This is a genomic window from Microvirga tunisiensis, assembly GCF_009296175.1.
GTDB classification, from domain to species: Bacteria; Pseudomonadota; Alphaproteobacteria; order Rhizobiales; family Beijerinckiaceae; genus Microvirga; species Microvirga tunisiensis.
Genome location: NZ_VOSK01000025.1, coordinates 22,153 through 41,178 on the forward strand (window position 1 = coordinate 22,153; position 19,026 = coordinate 41,178).

General features: G+C 65.8%; 16 protein-coding genes. 5 read left to right on the top strand and 11 right to left on the bottom strand.

Going from position 1 to position 19,026, the window contains the following annotated elements; genetic code table 11:
* Positions 1-18 precede the first annotated feature (18 nt).
* From FS320_RS09755 to FS320_RS09765, 3 genes are read right to left on the bottom strand one after another with little or no spacing between them, the layout of a single operon-like run.
* Positions 19-969 carry a prephenate/arogenate dehydrogenase family protein gene (locus FS320_RS09755; RefSeq protein ID WP_152711238.1) on the bottom strand — a complete coding sequence of 317 codons (951 nt, stop codon included), beginning with the start codon at positions 967-969 and terminating at the stop codon, positions 19-21.
* Positions 962-2,062 (bottom strand): histidinol-phosphate transaminase, encoded by a 1,101-nt coding sequence (gene hisC, locus FS320_RS09760; protein ID WP_152711240.1) that lies wholly within the window; start codon positions 2,060-2,062, stop codon positions 962-964. The genes FS320_RS09755 and hisC overlap by 8 nt, the downstream gene beginning before the upstream one ends.
* A 52-nt stretch (positions 2,063-2,114) precedes the next feature.
* Complete coding sequence (locus FS320_RS09765; protein WP_152711242.1) at positions 2,115-2,954, bottom strand: chorismate mutase; 840 nt, start codon at positions 2,952-2,954, stop codon at positions 2,115-2,117.
* A gap of 1,077 nt (positions 2,955-4,031) precedes the next feature.
* On the opposite strand from FS320_RS09765, the gene metX reads away from it, so the two are divergent.
* Positions 4,032-5,201: a homoserine O-acetyltransferase MetX gene (gene metX, locus FS320_RS09770; RefSeq protein WP_152711244.1), complete on the top strand. Its 1,170-nt coding sequence runs from the start codon at positions 4,032-4,034 to the stop codon at positions 5,199-5,201.
* Positions 5,198-5,839, top strand: coding sequence for a methionine biosynthesis protein MetW (gene metW / locus FS320_RS09775; protein WP_152711246.1), 642 nt, complete (start codon positions 5,198-5,200; stop codon positions 5,837-5,839). The genes metX and metW overlap by 4 nt, the downstream gene beginning before the upstream one ends.
* A gap of 244 nt (positions 5,840-6,083) precedes the next feature.
* Here the strand turns inward: metW and xerD are convergent, their stop codons facing one another.
* Positions 6,084-7,016: a site-specific tyrosine recombinase XerD gene (xerD, locus tag FS320_RS09780; RefSeq protein ID WP_152711248.1), complete on the bottom strand. Its 933-nt coding sequence runs from the start codon at positions 7,014-7,016 to the stop codon at positions 6,084-6,086.
* Positions 7,013-7,162 (bottom strand): histidine kinase, encoded by a 150-nt coding sequence (locus tag FS320_RS09785; RefSeq protein ID WP_162002912.1) that lies wholly within the window; start codon positions 7,160-7,162, stop codon positions 7,013-7,015. The genes xerD and FS320_RS09785 overlap by 4 nt, the downstream gene beginning before the upstream one ends.
* Before the next feature lie 137 nt (positions 7,163-7,299).
* Between FS320_RS09785 and FS320_RS09790 the strand changes: the two genes are divergently transcribed.
* Genes FS320_RS09790 through FS320_RS09800 form a run of 3 tightly spaced genes read left to right on the top strand, consistent with a single transcriptional unit; the run spans position 7,300 to position 10,372 of the window.
* Positions 7,300-7,932, top strand: a complete 633-nt coding sequence (locus tag FS320_RS09790) for a shikimate kinase (RefSeq protein ID WP_152711251.1) — start codon at positions 7,300-7,302, stop codon at positions 7,930-7,932.
* Positions 7,929-9,077, top strand: coding sequence for a 3-dehydroquinate synthase (gene aroB / locus FS320_RS09795; protein ID WP_244627057.1), 1,149 nt, complete (start codon positions 7,929-7,931; stop codon positions 9,075-9,077). The genes FS320_RS09790 and aroB overlap by 4 nt, the downstream gene beginning before the upstream one ends.
* The gene (locus FS320_RS09800) at positions 9,074-10,372 is read left to right on the top strand and encodes an HlyC/CorC family transporter (RefSeq protein ID WP_152711253.1); all 1,299 of its coding nucleotides are present in this window, start codon (positions 9,074-9,076) and stop codon (positions 10,370-10,372) included. Before aroB ends, FS320_RS09800 begins: the two co-directional genes overlap by 4 nt.
* A gap of 188 nt (positions 10,373-10,560) precedes the next feature.
* On the opposite strand, the gene FS320_RS09805 is transcribed toward FS320_RS09800, so the two are convergent.
* The 6 genes from FS320_RS09805 to FS320_RS09830 all read right to left on the bottom strand — a co-directional run bounded on the left by FS320_RS09805 (position 10,561) and on the right by FS320_RS09830 (position 19,018).
* Positions 10,561-11,430 carry an alpha/beta fold hydrolase gene (locus tag FS320_RS09805; protein WP_152711254.1) on the bottom strand — a complete coding sequence of 290 codons (870 nt, stop codon included), beginning with the start codon at positions 11,428-11,430 and terminating at the stop codon, positions 10,561-10,563.
* Positions 11,427-13,220, bottom strand: coding sequence for a glucan ABC transporter ATP-binding protein/ permease (locus tag FS320_RS09810; RefSeq protein ID WP_152711256.1), 1,794 nt, complete (start codon positions 13,218-13,220; stop codon positions 11,427-11,429). Before FS320_RS09810 ends, FS320_RS09805 begins: the two co-directional genes overlap by 4 nt.
* A 110-nt stretch (positions 13,221-13,330) precedes the next feature.
* Entirely contained in the window at positions 13,331-15,313 is a 1,983-nt protein-coding gene (locus FS320_RS09815) for an ABC transporter ATP-binding protein/permease (RefSeq protein WP_152711258.1), read from the bottom strand.
* 105 nt (positions 15,314-15,418) lie between these two features.
* Positions 15,419-15,916: a CAP domain-containing protein gene (locus FS320_RS09820; protein ID WP_152711260.1), complete on the bottom strand. Its 498-nt coding sequence runs from the start codon at positions 15,914-15,916 to the stop codon at positions 15,419-15,421.
* Complete coding sequence (locus FS320_RS09825) at positions 15,913-18,477, bottom strand: DUF3772 domain-containing protein (RefSeq protein ID WP_244627058.1); 2,565 nt, start codon at positions 18,475-18,477, stop codon at positions 15,913-15,915. Before FS320_RS09825 ends, FS320_RS09820 begins: the two co-directional genes overlap by 4 nt.
* A 250-nt stretch (positions 18,478-18,727) precedes the next feature.
* Complete coding sequence (locus tag FS320_RS09830; RefSeq protein ID WP_152711262.1) at positions 18,728-19,018, bottom strand: hypothetical protein; 291 nt, start codon at positions 19,016-19,018, stop codon at positions 18,728-18,730.
* Between the last annotated feature and the right edge of the window lie 8 nt (positions 19,019-19,026).

Below are 19,026 nucleotides of genomic sequence, written 5' to 3' on the forward strand. Positions count from 1 at the left end.
AATCACTGTGCTAAGGATCTAGGTCTTGTCTTCCCTCCGGCGGCCGAAATCCGGCTCCGGCGTTTCCTGGCCCGACGAGATGATGCCGCGGCGGATGGCGCGGGTGCGGGTGAAGAGATCGAAGAGCTTGTCGCCCTCGCCCCAGCGGATGGCGCGGGCCAGAAGCGCGATGTCCTCGTTGAGGCGGCCGAGCATCTCCAGCACGGCTTCCCGGTTGTGCAGGAAGACGTCGCGCCACATGGTCGGGTCGGACGCCGCGATGCGGGTGAAATCGCGGAAGCCGCCGGCGGAGAACTTGATGACTTCGCCCTGCGTGACGGTCTCCAGATCCGCCGCCGTTCCGACGATGTTGTAGGCGATCAGGTGCGGCACATGGCTGGTGATGGCGAGCACCAGGTCATGATGCTGCGCGGTCATCACTTCCACATTGGAGCCCATGGCCTCCCAGAAGGCGCGTACGCTCTCGATGGCCGTCTCGTCCATGCCCTCCGGGGGCGTGAGAATGCACCAGCGATTGTGGAAGAGCGTCGCAAAGCCGGCATCCGGCCCCGAATGCTCCGTGCCCGCCACCGGATGAGCCGGCACGAACGATACGCCGTCAGGCAGATGCGGCTGCACCTGACCGATGACGGAGGCCTTCACCGAGCCCACATCCGACACGATGCAGCCAGGCTTCAAGCCCGGTCTCATGGCCTCGGCCACCGTTCCGCAGACGCCGACCGGCACGCACAGGATCACGAGATCCGCATCCCTCACGCCTGCAGCCACATCGGTGGTCGCCTCGTCGGCGATCCCGATCTCCCGCACCCGCTCAACGACAGCCTCGCTCGCATCGACGGCGACGATGGAGCGCGCGAGATTGAGATGCCGGGTCGCGCGGGCGATCGACGAGCCAATCAGGCCGAGGCCGACGAGGGCGACGCGCTCGAAGAGCGGCGTTTCGCGAGGAGGACCGAGACGCTCAGGCATTTTTCCCGCCCATGAAATCACGCAAAGCCGCCACCACGAGACCATTCGCCTCCTCGTCGCCCACGGTCAGGCGCAGCGCGTGAGGCAGGCCGTAAGCATCGATCCGGCGCAGGATGAGCCCGCGGCTGGAGAGGAACGCATCGGCGTCCTTCGCGGTCAGGCCCTCTTCCTGAGGGAAGTGGATCAGCAGGAAATTGCCGACGCTCGGCGTGACCTTCAGGCCCAAAGCCGCGATTTCGCGGGTGAGCCAGGCGAGCCATCTCTCGTTGTGCTCGACCGCCTTCGCGAGATGAGCCTCGTCCTGGATCGCCGCGATGCCGGCCGCCATGGCCGGGCCGCTGACGTTGAACGGGCCACGAATGCGATTGACCGCGTCAGTGATATGAGCCGGCGCCACCATCCAGCCGAGGCGCAGGTTCGCGAGGCCGTAGATCTTCGAGAAGGTGCGGGTCATCACCACATTCTCGGACGTGGCGACGAGCTCGAGGCCCGACTCGTAGTCGTTGCGGCGGACATATTCCGCATAGGCTGCATCGAGCACCAGCACCACATGGGGCGGCAGCCCCGCATGCAGGCGCTTCACCTCGTCGAACGGGATGTAGGTGCCGGTCGGGTTGTTGGGGTTGGCGAGGAAGACGATCCGGGTCTTGTCCGTCACACGGCTCAGAATCGCATCCACATCCGTGCGGAGATCCTTCTCCGGCGCCACGACGGGCGTGCCGCCGGCGGCCAGGATGGCGATGCGATAGACCAGGAAGCCGTGCTCGGTGAAGATGCCCTCGTCGCCCGGACCCACATAGGCATGGGTGATCAGAGCCAGAAGCTCGTCCGAGCCCGCGCCGCAGATGATCCGGTTCGGATCGAGCCCGTATCTCGCGGCGATCGCCTCCCGCAGCCTGGTGGCCGCACCGTCCGGATAGAGCTCGAGATGATCGAAGGTGCGGATCGCCTCCGCGGCCGTCGGCGAGGGGCCGAGCGGGGTCTCGTTCGAGGAGAGCTTGTAGACCTTGGCAACCCCTGCGGCCTTGCTCTTGCCGGGCACATAGGCGTCGATCTGCATCACGCCGGGACGGGGCTGGGGACGAGCGGACATCTTGACTTCCTAGCAATCAACCAATGGGAGAGGCTCTAGCGCAGGTCGGATTTCATTTCACGCGGAAACGTTCGGCATGGCTGCCGATCTCGACCAGCTGGGCAAGGCTTGCGCCCGCCTTGGTCAGGGTCTGGCGCAGCTGGGTGGGCTCGACCGTGCCGGGCACGGCGATGAGCTCGGAGAGGCCGTTGGTGTCGGCCGCGCTCGCCACCACTTCGCCGCCGAGCTGGATCAGGGCCTCATTGGCACCCTTGTGCCAGCGCTCGAACTGGGCGGCATAGAGCACCACGTCGCGCACGGCCGCATCGGTCAGGGGCTTCGAGATGACGAAGACCGGGGTGCCGGCCGGATGGTCGGGCCGCTCGATGAAGGGCAGGCGCGCGATGATCTTCGGGCGGCGCTTGTCGGCCAGCGTGCGCCACCAGGCGCCGCTCGTCGCGCCCTGATCGAGCCGGAAGATGCCGAGATCGCCGCGCGAGGAAGCGACAGCCTCGATCACCGCGGCTGCGCTCGGATGAGTGATGTGCGGCACGGTGAAGCCGAAATGGAACCGGGCCGTGTCGCGCATGGGCGCGTCGCCCGCCGAGACATCGGCGTGAACGGAATAATGGGACTGGACATAGGTGAAGGTGCCGATGATCACCCGCCAGATGCCCTCCACCGTGTCGAGCGGCAGCAGGCCCTGATGGCGCTCGGCCAAGGCCTTCATCATCGAGGCCTCGCGTCCGGGCCGGAAGGCGGAGCTCAGGCCCGCCTGGGAGGCTTTCTTGGAAGCGATCAGGCGGTCGATGATGGTGCCGCGCTCCATGAGCAGCCGGTGCATCGCCTCGTCGATCCGGTCGATCTCCTGGCGCAGATCGGCAAGGGAGGGAGCGGGCTGTTCGGCGGACATGGTCGGGATCCTTAAAGTCTGGCTCGTCACTGGCGCACACCTAGCCCTCATCCTGAGGAGGACCGCAAGGTTCGTCTCGAAGGAGCGGGACGTCTCCAGCGAGCACTGGATCCTCCTTCGAGACGCCTGCCGTATAGGCTCCTCAGGATGAGGGAGAGATTGATGAGCCAGCCTCTTAGGTCGGGCGCCCTCTTCTTTGGCGGTTTTGGCCCTGCTTGTCATCACCGATTGCACGACGGCTCGTGGAGCAGGCCTGCCCATGAGGGAACGCTCCCTCCCCTGGTGGGGCTGGCGGCTTCCGGCCGGTCCTGGCTTGTCTCGGAGATCGAGGGAAGCGCGGGACTGAGGTGTGCTTCGCCGCTCCAGCGGAGCGCGAAGGGGTTCGGGACGGGAGATCCGCCCGGACGGGAAGCTCAACCCGCCTCCCGCGCACGGCTTTTTTCATCCTGAGCCCCGCACTCCCCGCCTCAGGGACGACACCCTCAGAGGCGCTTTACGGCGCTTGATTGCGCGGCCCCGGAGATTACACCGGTGCCGGCGAGGCTTGGGAGGGGGCGGCCACCGCCTGCCCGAACAGGTCGATCGTCGCGCCGCCTCCGCTCAGGACCCTGACCGCCGGAGGGTGCGACTCCCCCGCCCTGTCAGAACCGTATCCGGTCTCCGTCACCGACGCCTCGGGCGCGTCCCTCGTGAGACCGGACCTCCCATCCATAGCCAAGGTTAGGACAATTGTCAAGAACAAAACACGAACATACCCACGCCCTGCCCGGCACGTCTGCCTCTGCCCTCATCCTGAGGAAGCGTGGCTGACGAAGACGTGGATCCCGGGACGAGCCCGAGGATGACGCGGCGGGTGCCGGCGCTGGAGGAGCGTGAGGGCTGCGGGAGTGTCATTCCCGGCCGGAGCGAAAGCGCAGGGGAAGGGAATCCACTCTCACCTCAGCGCCATGGATCCCCTTCCCGGCCTTCGGCCGCCGGGGATGACACCCTAAGCCCGTTGCCGGGCGTTATGCTCGTTGACGCGGCAGGCGCTCCGCAGTACCGGTTGTTCGAAAGAACGAACATTTCCATTAAACCATGTCATTTGCGCCCCTGTCCTCCGAACCGCGAAGCCAGGTCGACGACCCGTCGAGCCTGGTCATGCGCTTTGGCGCGGACGAGCCCCTGATGATGGATGCAGGCATCGCGCTCGCGCCCTGGCAGATCGCCTATCAGACCTACGGCACGCTCAATGCCGACAAGTCCAATGCAGTCCTGATCTGCCACGCGCTCACCGGCGATCAGCACGTGGCGAACGAGAACCCGGTCACGGGCAAGCCCGGCTGGTGGCTTCCCATGGTCGGCCCCGGCAGGCCGGTGGACACGAATCGCTTCTTCGTGATCTGCGCCAACGTGATCGGCGGCTGCATGGGCACCACGGGCCCCGCCTCGATCAATCCGGCCACGGGCGAGCCCTACGCGCTCGACTTTCCGGTCGTGACCGTTCGCGACATGGTGCGGGCGCAGGCCGCCCTCATCGACCGGCTCGGCATCGAGAGCCTGTTCTGCGTCGTCGGCGGCTCCATGGGCGGCATGCAGGTGCTGCAATGGGCCGTGAGCTACTCCAACCGGGTCTTTTCCGCCCTTCCCATCGCGACAGCCGCCCGCCATTCCGCCCAGAACATCGCCTTCCACGAGGTTGGCCGCCAGGCGGTGATGGCCGATCCGGAGTGGCGCAGCGGGCGCTACTTGACCGAGGGCACGCGTCCCTCCAAGGGCCTCGCCGTCGCGCGGATGGGCGCGCACATCACCTATCTCTCCGAGATGGCCCTGCACCGGAAATTCGGGCGCAACTTCCAGGACCGCAGCGCGCCGACCTTCTCGTTCGACGCCGATTTCCAGATCGAGAGCTACCTGCGCTACCAGGGCATCGCCTTCGTCGAGCGGTTCGACGCCAATTCCTACCTCTATGTCACGCGGGCGATGGATTACTTCGACATCGCGGCGGAGCATGGCGGCTCGCTCGCCAAGGCCTTCAAGGGATCGACCACGCGCTTCTGCGTGATTTCGTTCACCTCCGACTGGCTGTTCCCCACCTCCGACTCGCGGGCCATCGTCCACGCCCTGAATGCGGCCGCGGCCTCCGTCGGCTTCGTCGAGGTGGAGAGCGACAAGGGTCACGACGCCTTCCTGCTCGAAGAGCCCGAGATGTTCGCGGCAGCAGCCGGCTTCATCGACGCGGCGGCACGGGTGCGGGGCATCGCATGACGTTCGCCACCCTTCCCGCAACCGATCTCGAGACCGGTCACCGCCTCGACTTCCTTCTCGTGGCCGACATGGTCGAGCCGGGCTCCCGCGTGCTCGACATCGGCTGCGGCGACGGCTCGCTGCTGGCGATCCTGCGCGACTGCAAGGGCGTCGACGGGCGCGGCATCGAGATCTCGCGCGAGGGCGTGAATGCCTGCCTCGCCAAGGGCCTGCCGGTGATTCAGGGCGATGCGGACACGGACCTTGCCGATTACCCGGACGATGCCTTCGATTATGTGATCCTCTCGCAGACGATCCAGGCGACGCGCCAGCCCAGGGTGGTGCTGGAGCATCTCCTGCGCATCGGCCGCCGGGCCATCGTGTCTTTCCCCAATTTCGGCCATTGGCGCGTGCGCTTCGACCTCGGGATTCGCGGCCGGATGCCGGTGACCGAGAACATGCCCTATTCCTGGTACGACACGCCCAACATCCACTTCTGCACCATCCGCGATTTCGTGGAACTGTGCCGCGAGGTCGGCGCGCAGATGGAAAAGGCAGTCGCGCTCAATGCCGGCGGTCAGCCCATGCGCGTGACCCTGCCCTGGTGGGTGTGGAACCTGCTCGGCGACCAGGCCGTATTTTTGCTCAAGCGGCGGTAATTCACTTTCTGTCATTCCCGGCCGGAGATGGCGAAGCCATCGCAGGGGAAGGGAACCCATCGGCTCAGAAGGGGAGTGGATCCCCTTCCCGCGCCTTCGGCTCGCCGGGGATGACACTCTCCACGTCATGACCGTCCCCGGACTTGATCCGGGGATCAGTCCCGGCCATCCCGATACGGTAAGGCTCGGCGCTTCATGCAATCGAGATCACCGGCACAAGGCCGGCGATGACGTGAACGCGCGATTACCCCTCCGTCTCCGCCAGCGGGTGCAGATCGCGCACCATGCTCTTCAGGCGCTCGTCGAGCACGTGGGTATAGATCTGCGTCGTCGAAATGTCGGAATGACCCAGCAGTTCCTGCACCACGCGTAGGTCGGCTCCATTCTGGAGCAGATGGCTGGCGAAGGCGTGGCGGAGCACGTGGGGGCTGATCTTATCGGCTCTCAGGCCGGCTGCCCCGGCCACCACCTTCAGGTCGCGGGCAAAGGCCTGGCGGGTGAGATGGCCGCTCTCGCTGTCGGCTGGAAACAGCCAAGGGCCAACGGCCTTTGTCCGCTCCTCCAGCAGAGCGAGATAGGCGCGGGCCGCGTCCTGCGCCGCATCGGTGAGCGGAACGAGCCGCTCCTTCGCCCCCTTGCCGCGCACCACGAGGAACCGGTCGCGGGTCTTGGCGGCGCTGCGCGGCAGGGCGATCAGTTCCGAGACGCGCAGGCCCGTGGCGTAGAGCAGTTCCAGCAGGCAGGCCATGCGGGCGGCCCGCAGGCGCTCGGCGGGCGCGGCTTCCGGGTGCTGGACGCCCTCGTAAGCCACCTGCAGGAGACGGTCGACTTCCGCGACGGACAAGACCTTCGGCAGCGCCCTTCCCCGCTTCGGCGCCGAGACGGCAGCCGTCGGGTTGGCGGGGGCATAGCCTTCCACGTAAAGGAACTTGTGGAACTGGCGCACGGCCGAGAGCCTGCGGGCGGCAGAGGAGGCCTTCAGGCCCCGCTCCTCCAGGCTCGCCATGAAGCCCCGGACGGTGGCGGAAGTCGCATTGTCGGGCTGACAGCCTGCTTCCTTTAGGTAAGCGAGATAATCGTCGAGATCGCGCCGGTAGGCATCGAGCGTGTTCTTGGAGGCGCCGCGCTCCGCGGCCAGCATGTCGAGAAAGAGGTTGGCATGGCGCGCGCCGCTCATGAAGACGAAGGCGTGCGGCTGGTGGGAACCGGAACCGTGATCTCGCGCGGATCGGGCTTGACGAAGGTCGCCAGGGCGAACATGGCGGCAAAGCCAAGGCCCGCGAGAATGGCGACGATGAGGAGAAACCGGAACAGGGTGGGCACGTGAGCCTCTTGAAGCGTTGAAACGCTAGAACCATGCCCGAACGGCGAAGGCAAGTCCTTCTCTTCGGTTAAGTTTGAGAGGAATAGGGGGATAACGCCCTTGTGACAGGGCGCCGCGCCCGTGCTAGGACTGACCCATGAACAATATCAGCCGCTTCAATTCGCTCGATGAAGTCGGCGGGCAAGACCAGGCAAGCCAGCGCGGCCATCCCATCAGCCGCCAGCTCGGCACGCGATCGCTTGTGCTCGTCGGGCTCATGGGCGCCGGAAAGAGCACCGTGGGCCGCAGGCTCGCACAGACGCTCAAGCTGCCTTTCCGTGACGCCGATCACGAGATCGAGGCCGCGGCCGGCATGACGATCCCCGAGATCTTCGCCATTCACGGCGAAGATCATTTCCGCGACGGCGAGCGCCGCGTGATCGCCCGCCTCCTGCAGGAGGGACCGATCGTGCTCGCCACCGGCGGCGGCGCCTTCATGAACGAGGAGACCCGTCGGCGCATCGCCGAGCATGGCATCTCGCTCTGGCTCAAGGCGGATCTCGACATTCTCATGCGTCGTGTCCGCAAGCGATCGACCCGCCCCCTTCTGCAGAATCCCGACCCGGAAGGAACCATGCGCCGCCTGATGGAGCTGCGCCATCCGGTCTATGCCACGGCGGACATCACCATCGATTCCCACGAGGCACCGCATGACCGGGTGGTCGCCGACGCCATCAAGGCTCTCGCCGAGTGGTTCGCACGCGAAAAGCAAGGGAGCGCCGAGCCATGACGAGCGCAGCCGCCGGGATGGAGAGCCCATCCTTCATCACGGTTCCGGTCCCGCTCGGCGACAGGGCCTATGACATCCTGGTCGGGCGCGGCCTGATCGCGACGGCCGGCTCGCGGATTGCAGCGCTCGGTGCGCGCGCCGCCGCCATCGTGACGGACGAGCACGTGGGGCCGCTCTACGCCGAGGCCCTTGCAAGATCCTTGAACGACCAGGGCCTGCGCACCTCGGTGACTACGCTTCCGCCCGGTGAGGCCACCAAATCCTATGCGAGCCTGGAACAGGTCTGCGATGCGGTGCTGGCTGCCCGGATCGAGCGCGGGGATCTCGTGGTGGCGCTCGGCGGCGGCGTGATCGGAGATCTCGCGGGTTTTGCGGCCGCGGTGGTGCGCCGGGGCGTGCGTTTCGTCCAGGTGCCGACCAGCCTGCTCTCCCAGGTCGATTCCTCCGTCGGCGGCAAGACCGGCATCAATTCGCGCCACGGCAAGAATCTCGTCGGCGCCTTCCATCAGCCGAGCCTGGTCCTTGCCGACACCGCCCTCCTCGACACTCTGCCGATCCGCGAAATGCGCGCAGGCTACGCGGAGGTGGCGAAGTACGGCCTCATCGACGACGAGCGCTTCTTCGCCTGGTGCGAAGCCAATTGGCAGGGCGTCTTCACCGGTGGGCCCGAGCGGGACGAGGCCGTGGCGCAGAGCTGCCGCGCCAAGGCCGACGTGGTGGTGCGCGACGAGCACGAGAACGGTGATCGTGCGCTGCTCAATCTCGGCCACACCTTCGGCCATGCGCTCGAGCGGATCACGCGTTACGATTCCGCGCGCCTCGTCCATGGCGAAGGCGTCGCGATCGGCCTGGCCCTCGCCTTCCGCTTCTCCGCCTCGCTCGGGTTGTGCCCGGCGGCCGATGCGCAGCGCGTCGAAGCCCATCTATCGGCCGCTGGACTTCCCACGCGCCTCTCCCATGTTCCCGGTGGCTGCGGCACGGCCGACGAGCTGCTCGACGCCATGGCCCAGGACAAGAAGGTGAAAGGCGGCGCCCTGACCTTCATCCTGGCCCGACGCATCGGGCAGAGCTTCATCGCTCCCGGCATCGAGGCCGACAAGGTCCGCACCTTCCTGGAAAGCGAACTCAACCCGTCACGGTCATGATCGAAGAATCCTCCGGCGATCTCTGGTTTGCCGCCCTGGTCGTCATCTTCTGCCTTCTGCTCTCGGCCTTCTTCTCGGCCGGCGAGACGGCCTTCACGGGCGCATTGCGGTCCCGCATGCTGGTCCTGGAGAGGAGCGGCGACCGGCGCGCCAAGCTGGTCAACCGCCTGCTCGAAATTCGCGAGCGCTTCATCGGCACGGTGCTGATCGGCAACAACATCGTCAATATCGGCGTCTCGGCCTTTGCCACCAGTGTGCTCGTCGCGATCTTCGGCGACGAGGGCGCGATCTACGCCACCGTCATCATGTCGATCCTGGTGATCGTCTTCGCCGAGGTTCTGCCGAAGACCCTTGCGATCTCGTCTCCCGAGACCGTGTCGCTCTTCCTCTCGCGGCCCATGTCCTGGGCCGTAGCGCTGCTGGGACCGCTCGCCATCGCCATCGAGCGGATCGTGCGGCTCATGCTGCTGCCCTTCGGCATTCGGATCGGGGAGAACACGCCCATCCTCTCGGCCAGCGAGGAGATCCGCGGTCAGGTCGCTTTGCTGCACAAGGAAGGTGGCGTCGCCAAGGTAGAGCGCGACATGCTGGGCGGCCTCCTCGATCTCGAAGACCTGACCGTTTCGGAGGTCATGGTTCACCGCACCAAGATGCGCACCATCAACGCGGATCTCACCTCGGAGGAGATCGTCCGTGAGGTGCTCTCCTCGCCCTATACCCGCATGCCGCTCTGGCGCGACAGCCAGGAGAACATCGTCGGCGTGCTCCACGCCAAGGATCTGCTGCGGGCGCTCGATGCAGTCGGCGGCGACGCGAGCAAGCTCAAGGTCGAGGCAATTGCGCTCGAGACCTGGTTCGTGCCGGACACCACCTCCCTGCGCGATCAGCTAAAGGCCTTTCTCGCCAAGAAGACCCACTTCGCTCTCGTGGTGGACGAATACGGCGAGGTGATGGGTCTGGTGACGCTCGAGGACATCCTCGAAGAGATCGTCGGCGACATCAAGGACGAGCACGATCTCTCGGTTCAGGGCGTGCGGCCCCAGCCCAACGGCTCGGTGAACGTCGACGGCTCCGTGCCGATCCGCGACCTCAACCGCGCCATGGACTGGAACCTGCCGGACGAAGAGGCGACCACCATCGCGGGTCTCGTCATCCATGAGGCGCAGACCATTCCCGACACGGGCCAGATCTTCACCTTCCACGGCTTCCGCTTCCAGGTGCTGCGCAAGTCGCGCAACCGGATCATGGCGGTGAGGATTACGCCGCTCACACACGTGCGCGCCAAGGCTGAGTGATCCTCGCTGCTTTAAGGTGTGACCGACATTCATTTCCGACGTCATCACCGGCCTTGTGCCGGTGATCCCGATGCGAGAGACGCCGCACCTTTCCAATCGAGATGGCCGCGACAAGCCCGGCCATGACACAAAAATGACGTCCCCGGATCGCCGGTCGGACTCTCGGGATGAGGGCAGAGATCGCTGAATCAGGTTTTCAGAAACCCCACCAGCGCCGCGTTGACAGCGTCAGGCTCCTCGTGCTGGACCCAGTGGGTGGCGTTCTCGATCCAGCGAACGTCCCCGGTCTCACAAAGGGAAAGACTCGCCTCCGCCAATCCCTTCTCCAGAAATCGGTCGCGTGTTCCCCAGATGACGAGCGTCGGCGAACGGACGGTGGAATCCGGCATGCCGGGTTTCAAGGGCAGAGCCCGATACCAGTTCAGCATGGCGGTGAGCGCGCCGGGCTGCGACCAAGCTTTCTCGTATCGAGCGACATCCCCGTCCGAAAACGTGCCGCGGCGGCTCGTGCGCACAAGGGCATCCTTGAGGCTGCGATAACCATTGGCCGAGAGCATGGCCTCGGGCAGACGCGGGATCTGGAAAAACCCGACATATAGGCTTCTCAGCATCTGGCTCGGATGTGAGCGCATATACGATCCGGCAACGCTCGGATGAGGCGCATTGAGAACAACAAGCTTTGCGACGCGATCCGGATAGCGGGAGGCCGTCCACCAGGCGACGAGCCCGCCCCAATCGTGGCCGATGACGGAAAACGTCCCGCGCCCGAGCGCATCGGCCAGTCCGACGACGTCCTTCGCCAGCGTGTCGAGGTCGTAGGCGCGTCGGCCTTCGGGCTTGTCGCTGAGATGGTAGCCGCGCTGATCCGGCACGAGCACCCGAAAGCCGGCATCCGTCAACGGACCGATCTGATAGCGCCATCCCCACCAGAATTCGGGAAAGCCGTGGAGCAGGATCACGAGCGGCCCGTCCGCCGGCCCCGCCTCGACGGCATGAAGCGTCACGCCGTTGACCCGATGGCGGACGCCCGCCGTTTGAGGATCGAAGGTCTGGATCATGCGTGGGCCGACACCTTCACGCGCTTCGGAGGCTCTTCGACAGCCATGAACTGCGCCTTCGCGAGCTCCGCGAAGCGGCCGCCCTTCGCCACGAGCTCCTCGAAGGTCCCGGTCTCGATCACGCGTCCCTGATCGAAGACGAGAATGCGGTTGGCGTTGCGGATGGTGGCAAGGCGATGGGCGATGACGAAGGTCGTACGTCCCTTCATCACCTCGTCCAAAGCCCTTTGCAGCTTCTGCTCCGTTGCAGCATCGAGCGCGCTCGTCGCCTCGTCGAGGATCAGGATCGGCGGATTCTTCAACAACGCGCGGGCGATCGACAGGCGCTGGCGCTCGCCGCCGGAGAGGGAGCGCCCGCGCTCGCCGATGACCGTGTCGAGCCCCTCCGTCTGGCGCGAGATGAACTCGATGGCCTGCGCCCGCTCCAATGCCTCGATCATCTCCGCGTCGGTGGCATCGGGCCGCCCGACCTGCAGGTTCTCGCGTATGGTGCGGGCAAACAGCATCGGCTCCTGGAACACCACGCCGATGTTGCGCCGCAGGGACGAGAGCGTGACGTCGCGGATGTCGAGACCATCGATGCGGATGCTGCCCGATTGCGGATCGAAGGCCCGGTGTAGAAGCCCCAGGGTGGTCGACTTGCCGGAACCGGTGGCGCCCACCAGCGCCACGTTTTCGCCCGCTTGAACGCTAAAGGTCAGATCCTGCACGGCGGAGCGCTTCCCGTCATAGGAGAAGCTCACATTGTCGAAGACGACGTCGCCCTGGTAGCGTTCCACGTTCCTGGCATTGGCGCGGTCGTGAACGACGGGCGCCGTGTCCAGGATCTCGAAGAATTCCTGCAGTTTCGGCGCCTGCATGAAGAGCTGGTTGATGAAGCTCACCGCCTGCTCCAGCCGACCGATCAGCATGGTGGCCATGCTCATGAACATGACGATCTCGCCGATGGTGGCCAACCCGTTCAGATGCAGCCAGGTGCCGAGGAGAAAGACCGCCGTGACCGTGATCGTGGCCGAGGCCCGGGAGGCGACGGATGCCAAAGCCCACCAGGACAGCACCGGGTTCTGCGCCTGGAGCAGTTGCTGGATGATGGTCCGCAGCGAGCGGCTCTCGGCCTCGACGCGGGTGAAGGACTGGATGACCGGCACGTTGCCGAGCGCGTCGGAGGCGTGCTCGGCGAGGCTCGAATGATAGCGCTCAACTGTCCCCTGCAGGGTTTCCGTCTTGCGCAGCACGATGGCGGTGAGAAGCGCGAACACCGCCACGAGCGCCACGAGGAGCAGGCCGAGGCGCCAGTTCAGGAACACGGTCAGCGGCAGGAGGACGACGAGCGCGATGATCGCCGAGAGATGCTCGCGGAAGAAGCCGAGCCAGAGCCAGGACATGGCGCCCGAGCCTTCCAGCATGACCTTCAACACACGGCCCGAATGAGTCGAGGTGTGGAAGGCGAGCGGCAGCTCGAGTACATGCTCGAAGTAATTCGCCACCACGGCCAGCCGACGGCGATGCGCAAGGCGGTCTGCATGCAGTGCCACGAGCGCGCCCGCTCCGATGGAGAACAGTCCGAAAGCCACCCAGGCGAGAATGAGCGGCATGAGAACGCCGAACGTTACAGGCGATGAGTTTGGCATCTGGGCGCGGGTGAGCACGTCGATGATGCGCCCGAACAGGATGGGCTCCGCGAAAGCCGATATGGCAAGGGCGATATTGGCCAGGGCCAGCAAGGCCCCGATCCTCATATCGGACCCGAGCTGGCCCAGAACACGGATATATAGCCTGATCAGCCGCATGGGGATCTACCTGCGAACGTGACGAACTCCGCGAAGGACACTGCGCCTCCGGTCGAGATTTGCGCACTTCATGCCGCTTGAAAAGCCGGGACTTTCCGGACCGTATCTTTTCATGCCCTGCTCCGGGCCGGCTTCAGGCTCCGGCGAAAGCGCCCGATCCATTTCGGCCCGAGCTTCGATTGAGAGTGCCCGTTCCGCCGCGACCGGGACCGGGCCAGGAGAATGGCTCCTTCCCTGGTCTTGCGGATGTGAAGCGTGCGGGTGTGGAACTCCTCGAGGCCGGGCCGGTGTCCGATCGACAGGACGCTCGCACCTTTCAGCTCGTTCTCGAACAGCGCCAGCATGGAGGCCTGATTCTCCTCGTCGAGCGCGGAGGTCGCCTCGTCCATGAACACCCATTTGGGCTTGTGCAGGAGAACACGGGCAAAGGCCACCCGCTGCTGCTGGCCGAGGGACAGGCTCCTGTCCCAGCGCTCGTGCCTGTCGAGCATCTCGATGAATTCGCCCAAGCCAACGCGCTCGAGCGCCTGGCGTACCCGGGCATCGTCGAAGGTCTCGGGCGAGGCCGGATAGCTGATGGCGGCCCGCAGGGTTCCCAAAGGAAGATAGGGCCGCTGCGGCAGGAACATCATCTCCTCCGGCTTGGGGATGCGGATCCGGCCCGATCCCCAGGGCCAGAGGCCCGAAATGGCCCGAAACAGCGTGCTCTTGCCGGCGCCGGACTCGCCCATGATCAGCACCCGCTCGCCGGGCCGGATCTCCGCCGTCGCATCCTCGATGAGGATGCTGCCGTCGTTGAGCGCGATCGAGACGCCCTCGAAGCTGAGCCACCCCTTGGGATGAGGACCGGTTTCGATCTTGCGGCTCTCGGCCGTGACCTCGTCGAGATCGATGGCGGCCTGCCGGAACGTGGCGACGCGCAGGACGGCGGAGCGCCAATCGGCGATCTTCGGGAAGTTGTCTACGAAATACCGCAGGGCCGCCTGCACCTGGTTGAAGGCGCCGACCACCATCATCATTTCGCCGAACGACAGGCGGCCGCTGAAATAATCCGGTGCGGCCGCGAGAATCGGCACCACGATGGCAAGCCAGCCATAGCCCGAGGTGATCCAGGTCAGCCGGGCGAGACCGCCGGACAGACGCCGCGAGGCCTTGAGAACCGCATCGACGAATTCATCGAGGTTGCGGCGCTCGTCCGGCTCTCCGTTGTAGAGGGCGACGCTCTCGGCGCTCTCGTTCACGCGCACGAGGGCGAAGCGCAGCTCGGCCTCGCGGGCATAGCGGAGCGTATTGAGGCGGATCATCGGCCGTCCGACGAGCCAGGTGAGCCCGGAGCCGATCCCGGCATAGCCGACCGCGACCCAGACCATGTAGCCGGTGATCGTGATCTCGCGACCGCCGAGATTGAAGCTCACGGGCCCTGACAGCGCCCACAGGACGCCGATGAAGCTCACGAGGAGGAGGAAGGCCTGCAGCATGCCGACTCCGAGCTCCGTCGAGAGCTCGGAAAAGAGGCGGCAATCCTCCTGCATGCGCTGGTCCGGCTGAGCGCTGTTCTCGCCCATGAAGCCCATCTGGTAGGCGCGGTTCGGCTTGAGCCAGATGTCGAGGAGCACCTGCGTCAGGCGCTGCCGCAACCGGATCTTGAGACGCTCCTGCAGCCAGGTCTGCGCCACCACGAGGGCCAGGAGCACGACCACGATGACGAGAAAGATCAGGAGCTGGTGGAAGAACGCGGAGGCATCCCGCCTCTCGACCGCGTCGAAGAAGGCGCCGTTCCATTGGTTGAGCCGCACCTGGCCGAACATGTTGCCGACGAGGATGACGAGAATGGCAGCGCCCAGCCGCAGCATGGGCCAGCCCTTGCCGTTGCGGAGCATGTCACGAAAGAGCTGGAACAGCTCCCGCAGGATGCTCGGGGGTATCTCATGGGGGTGCGGCGGTTCCGGATGATGGGCTGCGGCGGTGGCCGCCTCCTTGGCCAGCGTATTGCCTTGACCGGGACCGACTTCCTGTTCGCTTCCAGTCGCAGGGGGCGGAGGCAGTTGTCTGCCCAGTTTGGGATCAAAGTCCGGCATCGGTTCGTGACGCATACTCGTTCAGCTTGAGAGTTCCTCAAGCTAAAGCCTGTTCACATAGGTTAAGTTCCGGAATGGTTCCGGTGCAGATCGCCGCTTATGGGTCCGATGCTCTACCGATCAGCGCTTGTCGGCTGCGACGGCAAGTACCCAATAGACCTTGTATTTGGAATTCGGCGCGTAGGCCGTGGCGATGCCGATCCGGGTCGCCCTGGCATCCAGGAGAACGCGGTTGTGCTGCGGACTCTCCCGCCAGCCGGAGAAGGCCTCGGCCAGGGTATGGTAGCCGGCCGAGAGATTTGCCGCCGGTGCGGCAAAGCCCGTCGAGGCCAGCCGGGCCTTGAAGGCCTCGGCCGAACTCGGCTTGTCGGCCCTGGCCATGGCCTCGGCTTCCGCCTGGGCCGCAGCCTGCAGATCCGGATCGAGGGTCAGGGGCCGCAAGCCGTTGTTGCCGCGATAGGCGCCGATCATGTCGCGCGCCATGGCGGAATCCACCTCGGCACCGGCCCTCGCCATGGAGACGTAAAAGCTCGGGGTCTGGCTGCGCTGGACGGGCTTCTCGCTCTGGCAGGCGGCAAGAGCGAGGGCGGGAAGGATCAAGGGGATGAGACGCTTCATGCAGGCGTCTTATCCTTGAGAAGGGTTAAGGTTTCGTCCTCTTTCTCCTCCGCCTTCGGAGCCTTGTCCTGCGGCTCTTCGTCCGGTTCGGGAGCCGGTGCCGGCGCGGGAACGCCGATGCCGGCCTTCCGCAGGCCGCGGAAGATCTCGAAATAGATGTCGCTCGAAACCCGGCCGGCCGCATCGATATCGTCCACGAAGGAGATGAGATCGAAATCGATGGTGTTTTCCGTCACCTTCTTGAACAGCACCCGGGGCGCAGGCTCGCTCATCACCTCGCGGTGGGCGAGCGCCGCCTTGCGCATGATCTCGGCGACCTGATCCGGGTCAGACGCCCGCGGGACCGGGACCGAGACGAGCACGCGCCCCACGCGATCGTTGCGCACGCGGTTGCGCACGATGCCGGAGATCAGGTTCGAGTTCGGCACGATGAGCGTCGAACGGTCGAAGGCCTGGATTTCCGTCGAGCGCACATTGATCCGGCGCACATAGCCCTCGCCGTCGCCGACGACCACGAGATCGCCGACGCGGATCGGGCGCTCCCAGAGCAGGATCAGGCCGGAGATGAAATTGTTGACGATGGATTGCAGGCCGAAACCGATACCGACCGAAAGTGCACCGGCCACGATGGTCACCCGCTCCAGGCTGAGGCCGAGATAGGTGAAGGCGATCACGCCCGCGGTGATGATGCCGACATAGCCCGCCGCCGTGCTGATCGAGTTGCGCAGGCCCGCATCGAGATCGGTCGCCGGCAGGAAGGTGTTGTTGAGCCAGCGCTGGATGAGGCGCGTGACGGCGAAGCCCGCGGCGAACAGCAGGGCCGCAAGGAGGATCGACGACAGGGAGATCGTAACGTCGCCGACGTTGAACCCGAAGAACACGGCCCGCAGGGAGCCCGTCACATCGGTGGATTCGATGCCCCAGGGGGCCAGCACCAGCAGGATACCGACGATGATGAGAGCCAGCCGCGCGACGCCGCTGCCCAGAACGCCGATCTGCTCAAGGGAGCGGCGGCGCAAGCCCGTATTGGCCTGCAGCGCCGTGGCAAGCCGGGTCTGGCCGCGCAGGGAGCCGCCGATGAACTCGTCGGCAAGCGCGATGCACAGGACCAGCAGCGCGACGACGATGGAGATCCAGACCGCTTGGTCGATCACGAAGGAGGCCAGCGCCACGTAACCGCCGATCGCGCTGCCGACGACGAGGGCAACGAGGAACCAGCCGAGACTGCGCAGGGGCCCGCCGATGTCCACGTCCTGCGCGACATAGGGCCCGAGGCAGGCTTCATCCTGCGTTTCGCGGGCCGCGAAGCGCCGCAGGAGTTCGGCAAACACGAAGGCCTCCGCCAAGGCGAAGATCGCCCGGGTCATGACGGTGACGGGCAAGGCGGCGGCAATGGCCGTGTTGAATGCCTCGATCACCTTGCCGGCGACCATGACGGTCGCCAGGGTCACGGAGAAGCTCATGATCCGCACGGCGGAGGCGTCCCGAACCGGAATCAGCCGCCAGGAGGTATGATCCGGCGCCAGGATCGCGTCGATCAGGGCACGCACGAAGGCAATGAAGGCCAGACCGCTCAGGAGTGCCCTGACGATCTGCTCCAGTCGAGGCGGGACGATATCGGCGGAATCGAAGGCGACCCACACGATCCAGCTGCCGGCAATGGCCGGGGCCGCCCCCAGAATGAGGACGCCCAACGCTGCCAGAAGGCGGCTGCGGCGCGAGGGATCCGTGACAGCCGGATCGCGCCTGACGAGACGCGGGGCAATGGAACGCCGCCCGACGTAAAGGGCGATCGCCGCACCGATTGACAGGCCGAGGAGGAGCAGGACGCCAAGCGACGTGCTGCGCCGGAGCTGTTCCAGGGCATCGCCCAGGACGATTCCCAGCGCCCGCAGCTCCCGCGGAACGGCCTGCACCACGTTCATCCACAGGTTGGGGCTGAAGACGCCGTCGCTCTGCTCGAACAGGGCACGGGTGAAGCCCGCCCGACGCAGGTCGCCGATCTGGGTATTCAGCTGCTCGGCCTGGACGAGCAGGGCGCGTCCGAGCCGCTGGGTCTCGTCGAGTTCCGCCACGGCCGCCTCGCGCTCGGCGCGATCCCGAGCGACATCGGCACTCTCCTCGGGCTGGCCCTTGTCCGGCTTAGGCCCGAGCTGGGTCAGGCGCTGCTTGCTCGCCTCGAGCTTCGGGGTCAGCTCGTCGACGACGGTGCGGATCTCGGCGATGATCGGTTCGATCTGCACACGAATGTTCTGCAGATCCGCGTCGGACATGGTCCGGCCCTGGATCGCGGCTTCCTTCTGGTCGAGATCGGCTTTGAAGCCGTCGAGCTTGGCGCGGACCGCCTTGGTCTCGGCCGAAATCGAGGTGGCCGGTGCCGCCGCTGCAGGAGCCGGCGCGGCCTGGGGGGCCGCCTGGGGCTGAGCCGAGGCCGGGGCTTGAGCCTGAGGCTGGGTATTGGGCGAGGTCTGTGCCTGCTGCGCATAGGACGTACCGCTCGCTGCAATGCTCAACGCGATCGCAGCGGCCCGCAGGAGCCGCTTCATGCCAATACTCGTCATTCAGTCTACCCTATCGCATTCCCTGGAGCACCGGATCGACCCGATGCTCCTCTTTTCGAAGAGCGCATCGTTCCCTGCGAACCGGAGGTCCGCGTCAGCGAAAGACCCGCTTCGCTTTTGCAGCACGATGCGCCAGCGGGCCGGTTATTTGCGAATCATTACGGCGAAAAGTCGCCGCCCGACGGACGAAGCGCAACAAAAAAGCCGGGAGAGGCGAACGCCTCTCCCGGCTTCCCTAAGGGAAAACCCGTTATTGTTTCGGCGGTTCGTTGGCCGAAGGCTGGGCGCCGGGCGCAGGATAGGCCGGATTGGCGGGAGTGATCCGGTTGGTGGGGTTGGCATCGGACGAGCCGGTCGTGGAACCCGTCACGTTGGCGCGGGCCGCATCGGTGCCCGGATCGTCGGGAGATGTCGAGCCAGCCCAGATCATGTAACCGGAAACGGCAACGGCGAGGAGCAGAAGCGACCCGATCAGAACGCCCAGAACGGGGCGTCCGGATGCTCCCTGTCGGGCCCGATCGTCGGGAATCTGTTGAGCCATCTGTAGCC